We start from the raw sequence: 14,874 nt of genomic DNA, 5'->3' as shown, positions 1-14,874 counted from the left end.
CGAGAACATCACGGTCAACCCGGACGGCTCCCTGACCGTGTCCATGCTGGGCGCGCCCGCGCACAAGCCGCCGAAGCTGATACGGATCACCTCGTCCGGGCACCGCACCACCCTTGCCGGTGGACACCAGGACGACCAGATCACCGGCAACACCCGCGGCAGCGACGGCACCGTCTACTACAACATGGTGTCCGACGACGCCTCCCGGAACGGGACGTGGAAACTGCCCCCGTACGGCCGCCCGCAGCGTATGGCTGCCCTGCCCGCAGGCAGTCTGCCCAACGGTCTGGCCATCGACCCGACCGACCACACCCTCTACGCAGCCGACAGCCTGAACGGCGCGGTGTGGGCCATACCCGTCTCCGGTGGGCCGGCGAGGGTCTGGCTGACCGGCCCGGCACTCGCCCCCGACCCCGAGGCATCCCTGAAGCTGGGCGTGAACGGCCTCCGCTTCCACAAGGGCGCCGTATGGGCGAGCAACTTCAACCGGGGCACGCTGCTGAGGATCCCGGTCACCGCCCACGGAACGCCCGGCCCCATCCACACCGTCACCGACAACCTGCCCGACGCCGACGACTTCTCCTTCCCCGGCAACCGCTCCGACACCGTCCTCGCCGCGCAGAACGACCCGGCCGACAGGGTCAGCGTCGTGCACCCGAACGGCACCACCCAGACCGCCCTGACCGCAGGCGACGGCCTCGCCTCACCCACCACCACCGCCGTACGCGGCAACCGCCTGTACATCGCCGACGCCGGGTTCGCCACACCCCACGACGCGAAACTGCAGCGCGCGACCATCAATGCCGACGCACTCGACGCGCACCCTCGGCACCACTGAGGGGCCCGCAAAGCCCTACGCTCCACGAGCCTGTCGCGAAGGGCCCCGGAGTCGCGGTTTCGTGCATGCGGGACCCTCGCCTCGTCCGCAGCGACCGGGGCCCTGGCGCTGCTCGTCCTCCACCACCGCCCTTCCCGCTCCCCGTGGTCCCGCAGGACGAGAGCCAACGCAGAGCGATCACGGTGAAAATGGACATCTCCGAGTCCAGGCGCCGCTGATGACGGCGGCTGTCGCGCTGCCCCGTATTCCGGGGGCGGACGTCTTTGTAAGCAGGCGTTCAGTAGGTGGGGCCGTAGGGGCTCCAGTGCCCGAGGAAGGGTTTCAGGTCGTCGGCCCGTGGGTTGGGAATGTCGGGCAGCCGGGGCGGTGTGTTCAGTGGGTCGAGGCGCTCCACGGTGGCTGCTGCCCAGCTGATCCATGCTTCGGCTTCGGTTCGGGTCTGCCCCGGTGGCATGGCCTCGACTCGCGTGCGTACCGCGCTCACGTACTCGGTCAGCCGCGTGGCGTGGCGCCATGCCGCTTCCTGGGCTTCGAGGTGCCTGACGCGGTACGCCTCCGCGTACCGGATGCGGGCTTGTTCCATGGCGGCTTCCCAGCGGATGCGCTTCTGGCGTGCCGCTTCGGCCTCGTCCTGGCGTCTGCGTTCGGCGGCTTCACCGCGGAGGGTGAGCTCCTGTGCGATCTCGGCGAGCTGCTCTTCGAGGGGGTGGCCGGGAGCGTCGGCCCATTCGCTCGCCCGGTGTGGCTGGCCGCCGCTGATGATGAAGCGGAGGCGTTCGGACGGGGTGTAGTCGAAGCGGGGGATCCTGACCCAGGAGTTCTTCTTGGCGTCGGCGAGTTCCTTCTCGGTTGCGATGTGCTCGGCTCGGTCCTGTTCCTGGAGGACGAGAAACCCCACGGGCTGGCCCTGTGCGGTGATGGTGAAGTGGGGATGTGCCCTGCGGCGGCGATGCGGTGGGGGTGCGAAGCCGGTTTGCCCGGCTGAGCAGGTGTGTCCTTCGGCCTCGGCGGCGGTGATCAGTGCCTGGATGAGGCGGAGAGCGCGTCCTTGGACGGGCTTGGTCAGGCCGAGCGGCTGGCGCTCGTTCTGCATGGCCCGGATAACGGTGTGCGGCCGGGTGAGCCGCGAGGGCACGGGGACGGGGTCGAGGACGGCAAGGCGCCAGGCCGGGATGTCGATGAGTTTGATCTCGTACCCGTCGCGGCACCAGTTTCCGTACAGCTCCTTCGTCTCCGGAATTCTTCCGGATCTGCGTGCGGCGGCGACGCGGGACGGCCACTTCTCCAAGTCGGGACCGCTACCGCTCTTGACGATTCGGCCGCCGGCCTTCGCGAGCTCCTGTAACAGCTGCTCCGTGAGCGTCACACGAGGCTGTGAGGGAGGGCTTGGCTTCCGCAGGGCGGCCTGAGTTGCCTGCGCTCGGGTGGACTGGGGTCGTGGAGCGGCGGCCTGGGGCTTCCGCGGGCGTGATCCGCGGGGAGGGTATGTGCCGTGTGCCAGGTAGTGCTGGCCGGCGCTCGTCAGGGCGACGCTCCATTGCCCGGCCTTCCGGGAGACCGTTACCAGGCCCCGGTTGTGCAGTGCCTGACAGGTGGTCTTGTAGGAGTTGGTCTCCCATACGCCGACAGGGCACCCGGCTTCCACCCACTGCAACACCGAGAGCTGCCGCTCATTGACCCGCCGTTCCAATGGTCCGCCTTCGACTCGCAGTGACGTACGACGGCGGCATGGTGCCAGTTCCGTTGGCAGGCGACAGGCGCTTCGACTCGATTCGTCCGAACGAGCGAGCTGACGTGGCTGCAAGCCGGATAGACGCAGAACGGTAGGTGGGTGCTGTCCTGCGGCGGGCTGTGACTCCTGAGATTTCCGCTGGTCCCCGACACCGGACTACCAGCTCCTGCAGACCACCGCCGGCGGTGCCTCCAACCGACTCTGCCAGGCCAAAGGACTGACCGACCTCGGCTTCGTCTGTACTGCGACGGTATGACCCCGTGGTCCCTCGCGGCGCTGGCCTCGCCGGCGGTGCTCGCCCGACAGGCCCCTCGCCCATCACGCTTAGTTACAGCAACTACTCAACGCTACTGTTCCTTTGCCGTAGCTACCCGACCGCAGGGCCGGTCAGCCGGCCCAAGGACTCTCCGTCAATGCCGGTCACGGGTGGCCGAGAACCCGACTCGCTGTCAGCCCGTCCAAGCCAGGTTGAGTGCCAGCTCCGACAAAGTCGTCCGGCGGCGATCGAGTCATGCCGTTGTACCGACATCAGTGGGACGGTGGACACTGCCGTCCCGGGCGGGGGTCTGACTCATGAGATCTATGACCGAAGTGTCCAGTCACGGGCATGTCGACCGTCGTTGCGGGATGGCGCCTGCTGGTACCGAGCCACAGGGCGTGTCCCAATAGGGGCCTTGCCGCGTTCCAGGCGCCATCACGGTTCAGACCGCCCATGCGGGCCGGTGCCATCCACCCAGCACGTCACCACGCGGGAGGCGAACCATCATGACGAGCCGACAGCGCAGCACCTCCTCGAGCACGGATCCTCCCGTTCGGCGCGAGGTCGTCCTGGGTGTGGACACGCACGGCGAGGTGCATGTCGCCGCCGTGGTCTCCCCGCTCGGGAAGATCTTGGGGACCGAGTCCTTTCCGGCGACGGCGGCCGGCTACCGGCAGCTGCTTGTGTGGGCACGCAAGCGGGGAACGGTGCGCCGGGCCGGGGTGGAGGGCGCCGGTACCTTCGGCGCGGGCCTGTCCCGCTACCTTTTGGCGCAGCAGATCCAGGTGTACGAGGTGAACCGGCCCGACCGGTCGGCCCGCCGGCTGCTCGGGAAGTCGGACCCGCTCGACGCTCAGGCCGCCGCGCGGGCCGTGCTCAGCGGTCGCGCCCGGGCCCGGGCCAAGTCCGGCGACGGTCCGGTGCACAGCGCCCGGATGTTGAAACTCGCCAAGGACTCCGCGGTCAAGGCCCGTACCCAGGCGATCAACCAGCTCAAAGCCGTCCTGGTCATCGCCGACCCCGCCCTGCGGGACCAGCTGTCCAGCCTGGGCAATGCCGAGCTGTTCCGCACCTGCGCACGCCTCGGCCTATCCGGTGGTGGGGGAGACGAGGAAGCGGTGGCCCAGGCCACCCACCTGACATTGCGCATGCTCGCCGAGCGCATCGAGCAACTCACTACTCAGATCGACGAGCTGAACCAACGCTTGACCCGGCTCGTGGAACGCCACGCCCCACAGCTGCTCGAACCGGTGGGCATCGGCCCAGACAGCGCCGTCACCTTGCTGATCACTATGGGCGACAACCCCGAGCGGCTGAACTCCGAGGCATCGTTTGCTGCCCTTTGCGGAGTCAGCCCCATCGAGTACTCCTCGGGCCGGCGGAGCACACGCCGGCTCAACCACGGCGGCGACCGGCAAGCGAACGCGGCCCTGCACCGCATCGTCTTCACCCGCCTGCGCCATGACCCGCGCACCCAGGCGTACTACGAACGCCGCACCCAGGAAGGCAAGACCCGACGCGAGATCATCCGATGCCTGAAGCGATATGCGGCCCGCGAGGTGTTCAACCTGGTCAGACCGGTTGTCCGCACACCCGCGTCATAGGGGCGTCCGTGAGACGTGAGAGGGTCTGGGGCGTGAGTGAGACACCCCCGAACACCCTGCAATACCGCTTTGACGGGCCAGAAGACGCTCCGGTCCTGATCTTGGGTCCCTCACTGGGTACCACATGGCACATGTGGGACCGTCAGGTGCCGGAGCTGGCCCAGCAGTGGCGGGTCTTCCGTTTCGACCTGCCGGGTCACGGCGGCGCGCCGGCCCGTCCGGCCGGGTCGGTCGCCGAGCTGGCCGCCCGGCTGCTGGCCACCCTGGACGCGCTCGGCGTGCAGCGGTTCGGTTACGCGGGCTGTGCGCTGGGCGGTGCGATCGGCATCGAGCTGGCCCTGCGCCACCCCGCCCGGATGGCCTCGCTCGCCCTGGTCGCGGCCTCGCCCCGGTTCGGCACCGCGGACGAGTTCCGCCAGCGCGGGGTGGTCGTCCGCACCAACGGGCTCGACCCGATCGCCCGGAGCGCGCCCGACCGCTGGTTCACCGGCGGGTTCGCCGCCGCCCAGCCCGCGATCACCGAGTGGGCCGTGCAGATGGTCCGCACCACCGACCCGGGCTGCTACATCGCCGCCTGCGAGGCCCTCGCCGCCTTCGACGTACGGCCCGAGCTGGGCCGGGTCGGGGTGCCGACCCTGGTGCTGGTCGGCTCCGACGACCAGGTCACCGGCCCTGCCGAGGCGCGCACCCTGGTCGCCGGCATTCACGATGCCCGGCTCGCGGTCGTGCCCGGCGCCTCCCACCTGGTGCCGGTGGAGCAGCCCGCCGCCGTCACCGACCTGCTCGTGCACCACTTCTCCACCGCCTGGCAGCAGCCCTTCGACACCGGGCAGACCGTGCTGCCGGCCGCCGCCCCCGCCGCCGTGGTCCCCGCCGCGCAGCCGCAGGCCGCGCCGGTCGCCGAGATCGCCCCGGCGGCCGTACCGGCCCGGCCCGAGGGGGCGCCGGACCGGTACCGGACCGGGCTGAAGATCCGCCGCGAGGTGCTGGGCGACGCGCACGTGGACCGGACGCTGGCGCAGACCGACGCGTTCTCGGGGGACTTCCAGCAGTTCGTCACCCGCTACTCCTGGGGGGAGGTCTGGGACCGGCCGGGCCTGGACCGCCGTACCCGCAGCTGCATCACGCTCACCGCGCTGGTCGCCGGCGGTCACCTGGAGGAGCTGGCCTCCCACACCCGGGCGGCGCTGCGCAACGGGCTGACCCCGGACGAGATCAAGGAAGTGCTGCTGCACACGGCCGTCTACTGCGGGGTACCGGCCGCGAACAGCGCGTTCCGGGTGGCCCAGCAGGTGATCCGGGAGGAGACCACACCGGCCGGGTAGTCCGTGCCGGGCGGCCGAAGACGGCAGGATGGGGAGCCATGAAGCTCACGAAGAAGTCCCACGCCTGCGTCCGCCTCGAGAAGGAGGGGCGGACGCTCGTCATCGACCCGGGCGCCTTCAGCGAGGAGGACGCCGCGCTGGGCGCGGACGTCATCCTGGTCACGCACGAGCACCCGGACCACTTCGACGAGTCGCGGCTGCGGGCCGCCCTGGAGCACAACCCGGCCGCCGGGATCTGGACGCTGAAGTCCGTCGCCGAGCGGCTCACGGCGGCCTTCCCGGGCCGCGTGCACACCGTCGGGCACGGCGACGCCTTCACCGCCGCCGGTTTCGACGTCCAGGTCCACGGCGAACTGCACGCGGTGATCCACCCGGACATCCCGCGCGTCACCAACGTCGGCTACCTCGTCGACGGCGGGAAGGTCTTCCACCCCGGCGACGCGTTCACGGTGCCCGACCGGCCGGTGGAGACGCTGATGCTGCCCGTGATGGCCCCCTGGAGCAAGATCGCCGAGGTGATCGACTACGTCCGGGAGGTCGCCCCGCGCCGGGCCTACGACGTCCACGACGCCCTGCTCGCCGACCTCGCCCTGCCCCTCTACGAGGCTCACATCGGCCGCCTGGGCGGCACCGACCACCAGCGGCTCTCCCCGGGGGCGTGGACGGAGGTCTGAGCCCGCTGTCACAGGCTCCGGGTAGGTTGTGGGGCATGCGCATCGCTACCTGGAACGTGAACTCGATCACCGCCCGCCTTCCCCGGCTGCTGGCCTGGCTGGAGAGCAGCGGCACCGACGTGCTCTGCCTCCAGGAGGCCAAGATCGCCGAGGAGCAGTTCCCGTTCGACCAGCTGCGCGAGCTGGGCTACGAGGCGGCGGTCCACGCGACCGGCCGGTGGAACGGCGTGGCGGTGCTCTCCCGCGTGGGCCTGGCGGACGTGGTCAAGGGCCTGCCCGGCGACCCCGGCTACGACGGCGTGACCGAGCCCCGCGCCGTCGCGGCGACCTGCGGCCCGGTCCGCGTCTGGTCGGTGTACGTGCCGAACGGCCGTGAGGTGGGCCACCCGCACTACGCGTACAAGCTCGAGTGGTTCGAGGCTCTGCGGGCCGCCGTGTCCGGTGACGCGCGGGGCACCCGCCCGTTCGCCGTGCTGGGCGACTACAACGTGGCGCCGACGGACGACGACGTCTTCGACCCCGCCGTCTTCGAGGGCTCCACCCACGTCACGCCCGCCGAGCGCGCCGCCCTCGCCTCCCTGCGCGAGACCGGCCTGGACGACGTGGTGCCGCGCCCCCTGAAGTACGACCGGCCGTTCACGTACTGGGACTACCGCCAGCTGTGCTTCCCGAAGAACCGCGGCATGCGCATCGACCTGGTGTACGGGAACCGGCCGTTCGCCCAGGCCGTCAAGGACGCCTACGTCGACCGCGAGGAGCGCAAGGGCAAGGGCGCCTCCGATCACGCACCCGTGGTGGTCGACCTGGACGTGTGATGCCACGCTGGGTCCATGCACCTTCCGTTCCCGGGCGCCCGGCACAAGAAGAACGGTGAGGCGCGGCCACCCGCCGACCCCGAGGCGGTCGCAGCCCTGCTGTCCGAGTGCGACCTGCTGCGCGCGCAGGCGGCCCGCGCGGGCGTCCGCCTCGACGACACCCCGGCCTCCCTGGAGGCCCTGGACCAGATGGCGCCCCGCTGGCGGGACGACCCCGAGACGCTGCCCGGGCTGGGCCACGACGCCGGGCTGTACCTGGGCACCGTCGTGGTGCGCACCGTGCCCGGCGCCGCCTGGCAGATCCGGTCCGACGGTGAACCCGTCGTACGGCTCGCCTCCGGCCGTGCCGTGGAGGTGGTGCCGGCCGGCCAGGAGTGGGCGGTGAGCGGCGTCCCGGAGCTGTCCCAGCTGTACGCGGAGATCGCCGAGAGCTGACCGGACCGCACGGCCGGCCGGCCCGCTGCGACGGCTTCCGCGGTGCCGCTTCCCGGAGTTCCTCCGTCCCGGGAAGCCCGGCGCATCCGATCTCGACTACGATTTGCCGTTCATCCCCGTGGTGACGGTGAACTCGCCGCACCGCATCGGGATGAGCACGCCGCTTACGTGGTACGCCGACCGGGTGCCCCGCCGTGAGCGGCGCTGCCGCCGGGTGGGGTACCCCCCACGGCCCCGCGACCGTGAGGGGGGCGGCAGTTGACACGGGCCAGGCTCGTCCGGCGGCAGCCGGAGATCACTGCTCGCCGAGCGGGACGGACACGTACGACGGGTCGTCCACGGGCGAGGAGAAGGTCAGCTGCGCGCCGGACGGGTTGTGCTCGGCGTAGAGCGGGTCGACGGTGTCGGCCACCAGCGCGAGGCGGTGCCCGGCGGGGACGTCGTAGGCCGTGGAGAACAGGTCCAGGTCGACGGCGAACGGCTCGCCGGGCGTCCGCCCGTGCCAGGTGTAGGGCGCGTGCGTGACCAACTTGCCCACACCGAGCGGGCCGACATCGTACAGGTAGGCGATGAACGTGCCGCTCTCCTTGGTGGGAGTGAGCGTGGTGTGCAGGCTCGCCGTGCCGCGCACCCGCTGGACGTTTCCGTGCCGCTCCGACTGCCACACGGCCGCCCAGCGGCGCGGCAGCAGCGGCATCGAGGCCATGGGCGGCAACTGGGCGACCTGGTCCAGGATGCTGGAGAGGAAGACGATCCCGCCGTCCGCGCCGGAGTCGACGTTCGCATGGATGGTGGGGGAGCCCGCGAGCGCGAACTTCTCGCGGGCCGCGGTCACCGACTTCCAGTCCGGGTAGCCCTCGTACTCGCCCGCGCCACGGGACTTCAGCCGGACCGGCTGCTCACGGTCGACGCCGTTGTCGGCGCCCTTGAGGTAGTGGTCGAGCCAGCGCCGGGTGTCCGTCCACACGTCGTTGGGCAGCCCGAACAGACCGGTCAGCTCCGCGGTCGCGTGGTCGCCGGGGCGCAGTTCGAGCCGCTTGGGGCCGGTGAGCTTCTCGTAGAAGGAGGCGTACTGGTTCACCGGGAAGACCGTGTCACCCCAGGCGTTGGCCAGCATGACGGCGGCGCCGTTGCTGTTGAGCTGGTCGACGTAGGTCGCGGGGGAACGCTTCCGCCCCCAGTCGATCATTTGCTGTTCCGTCGTCAGGTCCGAGGCGTACAGGTTGTCGAAGATGGTGCGCAGCTCGGCGCTCTCGCGGCCGGTGAGGCCGGCCGCGCCGTCCAGCACGGCCGCCGCCTGGAGGTGCTGGGTGCGGCCCGAGTAGATCGAGTCGATCAGGTCGGCCCAGCCGCTGAGCGCGGCCACCGCCTTGACCCGCTTGTCGTGGGCGGCGGCGAGCAGGCTGATCCCGGCGCCGTACGACACCCCGGCCATGCCGATGTGGCCGGGGTCGGCCGGGGTGTGCGCCAAGGCCCAGTCGATGACCTTGGAGGCGTCCGCCACGTCGGGCGGACCGGCTACTTCTATCTCGCCGCCGGACTGCCAGAAGCCGCGCACGTTGTAGGTCAGCACCACGTAGCCGGCGTCGGCGAGCTGCTGAGCCTGGGCCAGGTACTCGACCTGCGGCAGGCCCCAGCTCGTGGGCAGCACGAGGAGCGGGTAGCTGCGGGTGCCGTCGGCGCCCCGGGGCGTGAGGACGTTGGCCTTCAGCACGGTGCCGCCGTCGCCGGCGATGTCGACGAACCGGACGTCCGGGTCCGCCGCGGCGGCCGGTGCCAGACCGACGACCGTGCCGGCGACCAGCGCGGCCGAGACGGCTCCGGCGGCGCAGGCGCGCAGCGCGGTACGACCTTGTCCCATGGGTCACTCCTCACTTGTCCGTGCAAAGTGACCCGACGGTAACCGCGCACCCTTACCGCAAGTAACCCGTCGGTAAGTTACGTACCAGTAAAGATTGTTGAAGCGTCACTCGCGTCACGCACCGTCGGCTGCGGGTTCCGGGAGCGCCGTCCGCGCCGTCCGCGTCACATCCGCCACCAGCTCCACCACATCGGGGCCGTACGCCTCGGAGTTGACCACCTTCAGCAGCAGCACGAACGGACCGCCGCCGTACTTGCGGGCCAACCGCTCGTGCTCGCGGGCGAGATAACGGGTCGCGGCCTGGTTGGTGATGGCCCGTTGGCCGCAGAAGAGGAACACCGGGCGTGCGTCCGGTCGCCCCTCCGCGGTGAGCCGGGCGAGGAGCACGTACTCGCTCCGGCCGCGCTCCAGGCGGTACTCCTCCGCGCCGATCCGCAGGACGCCCGGTTCCGGACCGGCCGCATCCCCGGTGTTCATCCGCACACCCGGCAGCAGCGAGGAGAGATGGGCCGCCGTACGGCGATTGGAGTAGGGGCCGCCGACACAGAACTCCGTCCGCTCGCCGAAACCCTGCCGGGTCGCGTCGTGCGCCACGATCTGCACGCGGGCGTTGCAGTCCTTGACGAGCGCGGCGAGCTCCAGCAGGGCGAACACGTCGTACCGCATCACCGACAGTTCCGGGCCGTCCGCCTTGCGGTTGACCACCAGCAGCGACTCGGCGTGGTCGGGCAGCCCGAAGAAGGCCTGCTTGCGCCGCAGTCTGCGCCGCCACAGATACGTGCGGGCCAGCCAGCCCAGAGCGGCGGATATACCCGCGGCCACGACCCCCAGGACGATGTTGCGCACGTCGTCGTTCATGGCCGCGCATGCTAGCGGGCCGGAGCGACGGCCACCGGGCCCAGGCGTACTGTCGGGAGGACGGGCAATCCGGTTACCCTCTCGCGGACTGTCCCGACAGGAGGTACGGATGGGTCGTCCTGGTACGCGGAAACTGGCTGTCCTGGCGGTCTCGGCCGCCGTGGTGTCGGTGGGGGCGGCGGCGCCACCCGCCGCGCCGGCCGGCACGGCGGCGCACAGGGCGCCGGCGAAGGTCCCCGTCGCCGTCGGCTACGGGGGAGCGGTCGCCAGCGTCGACCCGGACGCCTCCGCCGCCGGCATCGAGGTGCTCAGGCACGGCGGCAACGCGGTGGACGCGGCCGTCGCCACCGCCGCCGCGCTCGGCGTCACCGAGCCCTACTCCGCCGGCATCGGCGGAGGCGGCTACTTCGTCTACTACGACGCCCGGACCCGCACGGTGCACACCGTCGACGGCCGCGAGACCGCACCGCAGAGCGCCGGCGCGGACCTGTTCACCGAGAACGGCAAACCGCTCGCCTTCGCCGACGCCGTCAGCAGCGGCCTGAGCGTCGGCACCCCGGGCACCCCCGCCACCTGGCAGAAGGCACTGGACGAGTGGGGCAGCAAGCGGCTCGGCACCTTGCTGAAGCCCGCCGAGCGGCTCGCCCGCGACGGCTTCACGGTCGACGACACCTTCCGCGCGCAGACCGCGTCCAACGAGACCCGGTTCCGCTACTTCCCCGACACCGCCGAGCTGTTCCTGCCCGGCGGAAAGCTGCCCGTGGTCGGTTCCACGTTCAAAAACCCCGAACTGGCCCGCACCTACGAGGAACTGGGGCGCGAGGGCGTCGGCGCGCTCTACCGCGGGGACATCGGCGACGACATCGTCAGGACCGTCGAGAAGCCGCCCGTGGACCCCGCCTCCGGCTGGAACGCCCGCCCCGGCAAGCTCGCCGAGAAGGACCTCGCCGTCTACCGCGCCAAGCTCCAGGCGCCCACCAGGACGTCGTACCGCGGCCTGGACGTGTACTCCATCGCGCCCTCCTCCTCCGGCGGCACCACCGTCGGCGAGGCGCTCAACATCCTGGAGCGCACGGACCTGTCGAAGGCGAGCGAGGTGCAGTACCTGCACCACTTCATCGAGGCCAGCCGGATCGCCTTCGCCGACCGCGGGCGCTGGGTCGGCGACCCGGCCTTCGAGGACGTCCCCACCCGGCAGCTGGTGTCCCAGCGGTACGCCGACTCGCGGGCCTGCCTGATCAAGGACGACGCGGTGCTCACCAGCCCGCTCGCGCCCGGCGACCCGCGCCACCCGGCGGCCTGCGGCCAGGGCGGTACGGCCGCCCCGACGACCTACGAGGGCGAGAACACCACCCACCTCACGGTCGCCGACAAGTGGGGCAACGTCGTCGCCTACACGCTCACCATCGAGCAGACCGGCGGCAGCGGCATCACCGTCCCCGGCCGGGGTTTCCTGCTCAACAACGAGCTGACCGACTTCTCCTTCGCCCCGGCCAACCCGGCCGTGCACGACCCGAACCTGCCGGGCCCGGGCAAGCGCCCGCGCTCCTCCATCTCCCCGACGATCGTCCTGGACCGGCACGGCAAGCCGGTGGTGGCGCTGGGTTCGCCCGGCGGCGCCACCATCATCACCACCGTGCTGCAGACGCTCACCGAGTTCCTCGACCGGCGGCTGCCGCTGGTCGACGCGATCGCCGCACCGCGCGCCAGCCAGCGCAACGCCGCCCAGACCGAACTGGAACCGGCGCTGTACGACAGCGCCCTGCGGGGGCGGCTGGAGGCCCTCGGGCACAGCTTCAAGCAGAACCCGGAGATCGGCGCGGCGACCGGCGTGCAGCGGCTGCCCGGCGGGAAATGGCTGGCCGCCGCCGAGAAGGTACGGCGCGGCGGCGGCTCCGCGATGGTGGTGACCCCGGAACGGTAACGCCCACGCGGATCGCCGGCGCTCACCGCTCCGGCCGGGGCGCGCGCTCCCGACTCCGGCCGGAGCGGTGGCGCTCACCCTTCGGAGCGCTGACCCTTACGGAGCGCGCGCTCAGGACTTCGCCCGGAGCCGCAGGGTTCGGCGGTCCCGCCGGGGCAGCGCTCACGCCCGGCCGGAGCGGTGGCGCTCACCCTTCGGGGCGCGCTCACAGGGGCCGGAGTGCGTGCTCACCCGGGCGGAGCGTTCACGGCTCCGGCCGGAGCGGTGGCGCTCACCCTTCGGGGCGCGCTCACAGGGGCCGGAGTGCGTGCTCACCCGGGCGGAGCGTTCACGGCTCCGGCCGGAGCGGCGGCTCACTGCTCCTGGCCGGGGCAGTGTTCACGCCCGGCCCGGAGCGGTGGCGCTCACCCTTCGGGGCGCGCTCACAGGGGCCGGAGTGCGTGCTCACCCGGGCGGAGCGTTCACGGCCCCGGCCGGAGCGGTGGCGCTCACCCTTCGGGGCGCGCTCACAGGGGCCGGAGTGCGTGCTCACCCGGGCGGAGCGTTCACGGTTCCGGCCGGAGCGGCGGCTCACTGCTCCTGGCCGGGGCAGTGTTCACGCCCGGCCCGGAGCGGTGGCGCTCACTCTTCAGGGCGCGCTCACAGGGGCCGGAGTGCGTGCTCACCCGGCCGGAGCGGTCACGACTCCGCCCGGCGCGGCAGCGCTCACCGTCCCGGCGGGGCAGTGTTCACGCTCTGGCCGGAGCGGCCGGCAGGGCTCACGACTCCGCCCGGAACGGCAGCGCTCACCGCTGCCGGCCGGGGCAGCGCGACGCCCGCCCGGAGCGGTGACGCTCACGCGCCTTCGGGGCGCGCGCAGTGCGTGCTCGCCCGGCCGGAGCGCTGACAACTCGGGCTGGGGTGGCAGCTCACTGCTCCTGGCCGGGGCAGCGTTCACGCTCGGCCGGAGCGGTGGCGCTCACGCTTTCGGGGTGCGTGCTCACCGACGCGGTGCGCTCACGGTTACGGCGCGTTCACGACTCCGCCCGGCGCGGCAGGGCTCACCGTCCCGGCGGAACAGCGTTCACACTCCGGCTGGAGCGGCCGGCAGGGCTCACGGCTCCGCCCGGCGCGGCAGCTCACCGCTTCCCGCCGGGGCCACGTTCACGCCCGGCCGGAGCGGTGGCGCTCACTCTTCCGGGGAGCGTGCTCACCGACACGGCCCGCTCATGGATACGGCGCGTTCACGACTCCGGTCGGAGCGCTGACCCTTACGGAGCGCGCGCTCAGGACTCCGCCCGGGGAGCCGCAGGGAACGCCGGTCCGGCCGGGGTGGTGTTCACGCCCGGCCGGAGCGGTGGTGGTCACAACTCCGGTGCGGGTGGCTGGGACTCGTCGGTGGTGAAGTGGAGGCGGCCGTCCCTGACGTCCACCGTCACGCGGCCGCCCTCGGTGACCGTGCCGTTCAGCAGCAGCCGGGACAGCTGGTTGTCCACCTCGCGCTGGATGGTGCGGCGCAGCGGCCGGGCCCCGTACTCCGGCTGGTAGCCGCGCTCGGCCAGCCAGTCGACGGCCGCGCTCGTGAACTCCACCGCGACGCCCTGCCCCTTCAGCAGCCGCCGGGTGTTCTCCAGCAGCAGGTCCGTGATCCGGCGCAGCTGCTCGCTCGTCAACTGCCGGAAGACCACGATCTCGTCGATCCGGTTGAGGAACTCCGGACGGAAGTGCTCGCGCAGCGGCCGCAGGATCTGCTCGCGCCGTGCCTCCTCGTCGGCGTCCGCGCCGCCCGGCCCGAACCCGATGCCGGCACCGCGCCGGGTGATCGCCTCGGAGCCCAGGTTGCTGGTCATCACGATGACCGTGTGGGTGAAGTCCACGGTCCGGCCCTGGGAGTCGGTCAGCCGGCCGTCGTCGAGCACCTGCAGCAGGATGTTGAAGACGTCCGGGTGGGCCTTCTCCACCTCGTCCAGCAGGAGCAGCGAGTACGGGTGCCGGCGTACCACCTCGGTGAGCTGCCCGGCCTCCTCGTGGCCGACGTACCCGGGCGGGGCGCCGACCAGCCGGGAGACGGTGTGCCGCTCCTGGTACTCGCTCATGTCGAGGCGCACCATGCGCTCCTCGCTGCCGAACAGGGCCTCCGCCAGCGCCCGGGCCAGCTCGGTCTTGCCGACACCGGTCGGGCCGAGGAAGAGGAAGCTGCCGATCGGCCGGTGCGGGCTGGCGAGCCCGGCGCGGGAGCGCAGCACCGCCTCGGAGACCACGGCGACCGCCTCCTCCTGGCCGACCACCCGCTGGTGCAGGTGCTGCTCCAGGCCGAGCAGCCGCTCCTTCTCCTCCTGGGTCAGCCGGCTGACCGGGATGCCGGTCTGCCGGGACACCACCTCGGCGATGGCCTCCGCCGTCACCGCGAGGTCCTGGCCCTCGTCGGCCCGGTCGCCGCCGCTCGCCTCGGTGATCCGCTGCCTCAGCTCGGCGATCCGGTCGCGCAGCTGTTTGGCCTGCTCGTAGTCCTCGTCGGCGACCGCCTGGTCCTTGTCCCGGACCAGCTGTTCGGTCTCGCGCTCCATCGC

11 protein-coding genes and 1 pseudogene are annotated in these 14,874 nt (G+C 71.9%); 8 read left to right on the top strand and 4 right to left on the bottom strand.

Going from position 1 to position 14,874, the window contains the following annotated elements; all coding sequences use genetic code 11:
* On the top strand, nt 1–838 hold an 838-nt coding region (locus IE312_RS10710), incomplete at its 5' end, for an SMP-30/gluconolactonase/LRE family protein (RefSeq protein WP_229899495.1).
* Nucleotides 839–1,115: 277 nt separating this feature from the next.
* On the opposite strand, the gene IE312_RS39530 is transcribed toward IE312_RS10710, so the two are convergent.
* Entirely contained in the window at nt 1,116–2,204 is a 1,089-nt protein-coding gene (locus tag IE312_RS39530; protein ID WP_229899493.1) for a hypothetical protein, read from the bottom strand.
* A gap of 1,131 nt (nt 2,205–3,335) precedes the next feature.
* Between IE312_RS39530 and IE312_RS10700 the strand changes: the two genes are divergently transcribed.
* The 6 genes and pseudogenes from IE312_RS10700 to IE312_RS39525 form a co-directional block, all read left to right on the top strand.
* Nucleotides 3,336–4,433 (top strand): IS110 family RNA-guided transposase, encoded by a 1,098-nt coding sequence (locus tag IE312_RS10700; protein ID WP_229899492.1) that lies wholly within the window; start codon nt 3,336–3,338, stop codon nt 4,431–4,433.
* 32 nt (nt 4,434–4,465) lie between these two features.
* Nucleotides 4,466–5,758: a bifunctional 3-oxoadipate enol-lactonase/4-carboxymuconolactone decarboxylase PcaDC gene (gene pcaDC / locus IE312_RS10695; RefSeq protein WP_189980617.1), complete on the top strand. Its 1,293-nt coding sequence runs from the start codon at nt 4,466–4,468 to the stop codon at nt 5,756–5,758.
* A gap of 38 nt (nt 5,759–5,796) precedes the next feature.
* Nucleotides 5,797–6,432 (top strand): MBL fold metallo-hydrolase, encoded by a 636-nt coding sequence (locus tag IE312_RS10690; RefSeq protein ID WP_189980615.1) that lies wholly within the window; start codon nt 5,797–5,799, stop codon nt 6,430–6,432.
* Nucleotides 6,433–6,467: 35 nt separating this feature from the next.
* Nucleotides 6,468–7,247: an exodeoxyribonuclease III gene (locus tag IE312_RS10685; protein ID WP_189980612.1), complete on the top strand. Its 780-nt coding sequence runs from the start codon at nt 6,468–6,470 to the stop codon at nt 7,245–7,247.
* 15 nt (nt 7,248–7,262) lie between these two features.
* The gene (locus tag IE312_RS10680; RefSeq protein ID WP_189980610.1) at nt 7,263–7,682 is read left to right on the top strand and encodes a DUF6278 family protein; all 420 of its coding nucleotides are present in this window, start codon (nt 7,263–7,265) and stop codon (nt 7,680–7,682) included.
* A gap of 49 nt (nt 7,683–7,731) precedes the next feature.
* A pseudogene (locus IE312_RS39525) lies at nt 7,732–7,887 on the top strand (amino acid ABC transporter permease); the annotation flags it as partial.
* Nucleotides 7,888–7,977: 90 nt separating this feature from the next.
* Here the strand turns inward: IE312_RS39525 and IE312_RS10675 are convergent.
* Nucleotides 7,978–9,543 carry a CocE/NonD family hydrolase gene (locus IE312_RS10675; RefSeq protein ID WP_189980608.1) on the bottom strand — a complete coding sequence of 522 codons (1,566 nt, stop codon included), beginning with the start codon at nt 9,541–9,543 and terminating at the stop codon, nt 7,978–7,980.
* 114 nt (nt 9,544–9,657) lie between these two features.
* The gene (locus IE312_RS10670) at nt 9,658–10,401 is read right to left on the bottom strand and encodes a hypothetical protein (RefSeq protein ID WP_189980606.1); all 744 of its coding nucleotides are present in this window, start codon (nt 10,399–10,401) and stop codon (nt 9,658–9,660) included.
* Between the two features lie 109 nt (nt 10,402–10,510).
* Between IE312_RS10670 and ggt the strand changes: the two genes are divergently transcribed.
* Nucleotides 10,511–12,325 (top strand): gamma-glutamyltransferase, encoded by a 1,815-nt coding sequence (ggt, locus tag IE312_RS10665; protein WP_189980604.1) that lies wholly within the window; start codon nt 10,511–10,513, stop codon nt 12,323–12,325.
* Nucleotides 12,326–13,668: 1,343 nt separating this feature from the next.
* Here the strand turns inward: ggt and IE312_RS39520 are convergent.
* On the bottom strand, nt 13,669–14,874 hold a 1,206-nt coding region (locus tag IE312_RS39520; RefSeq protein ID WP_229899490.1), incomplete at its 5' end, for an AAA family ATPase.

Origin of the sequence: Streptomyces capoamus, from assembly GCF_014654935.1 — a bacterium.
GTDB classification, from domain to species: Bacteria; Actinomycetota; Actinomycetes; order Streptomycetales; family Streptomycetaceae; genus Streptomyces; species Streptomyces capoamus.
This window is presented reverse-complemented; position numbering and strand designations above follow the sequence as displayed.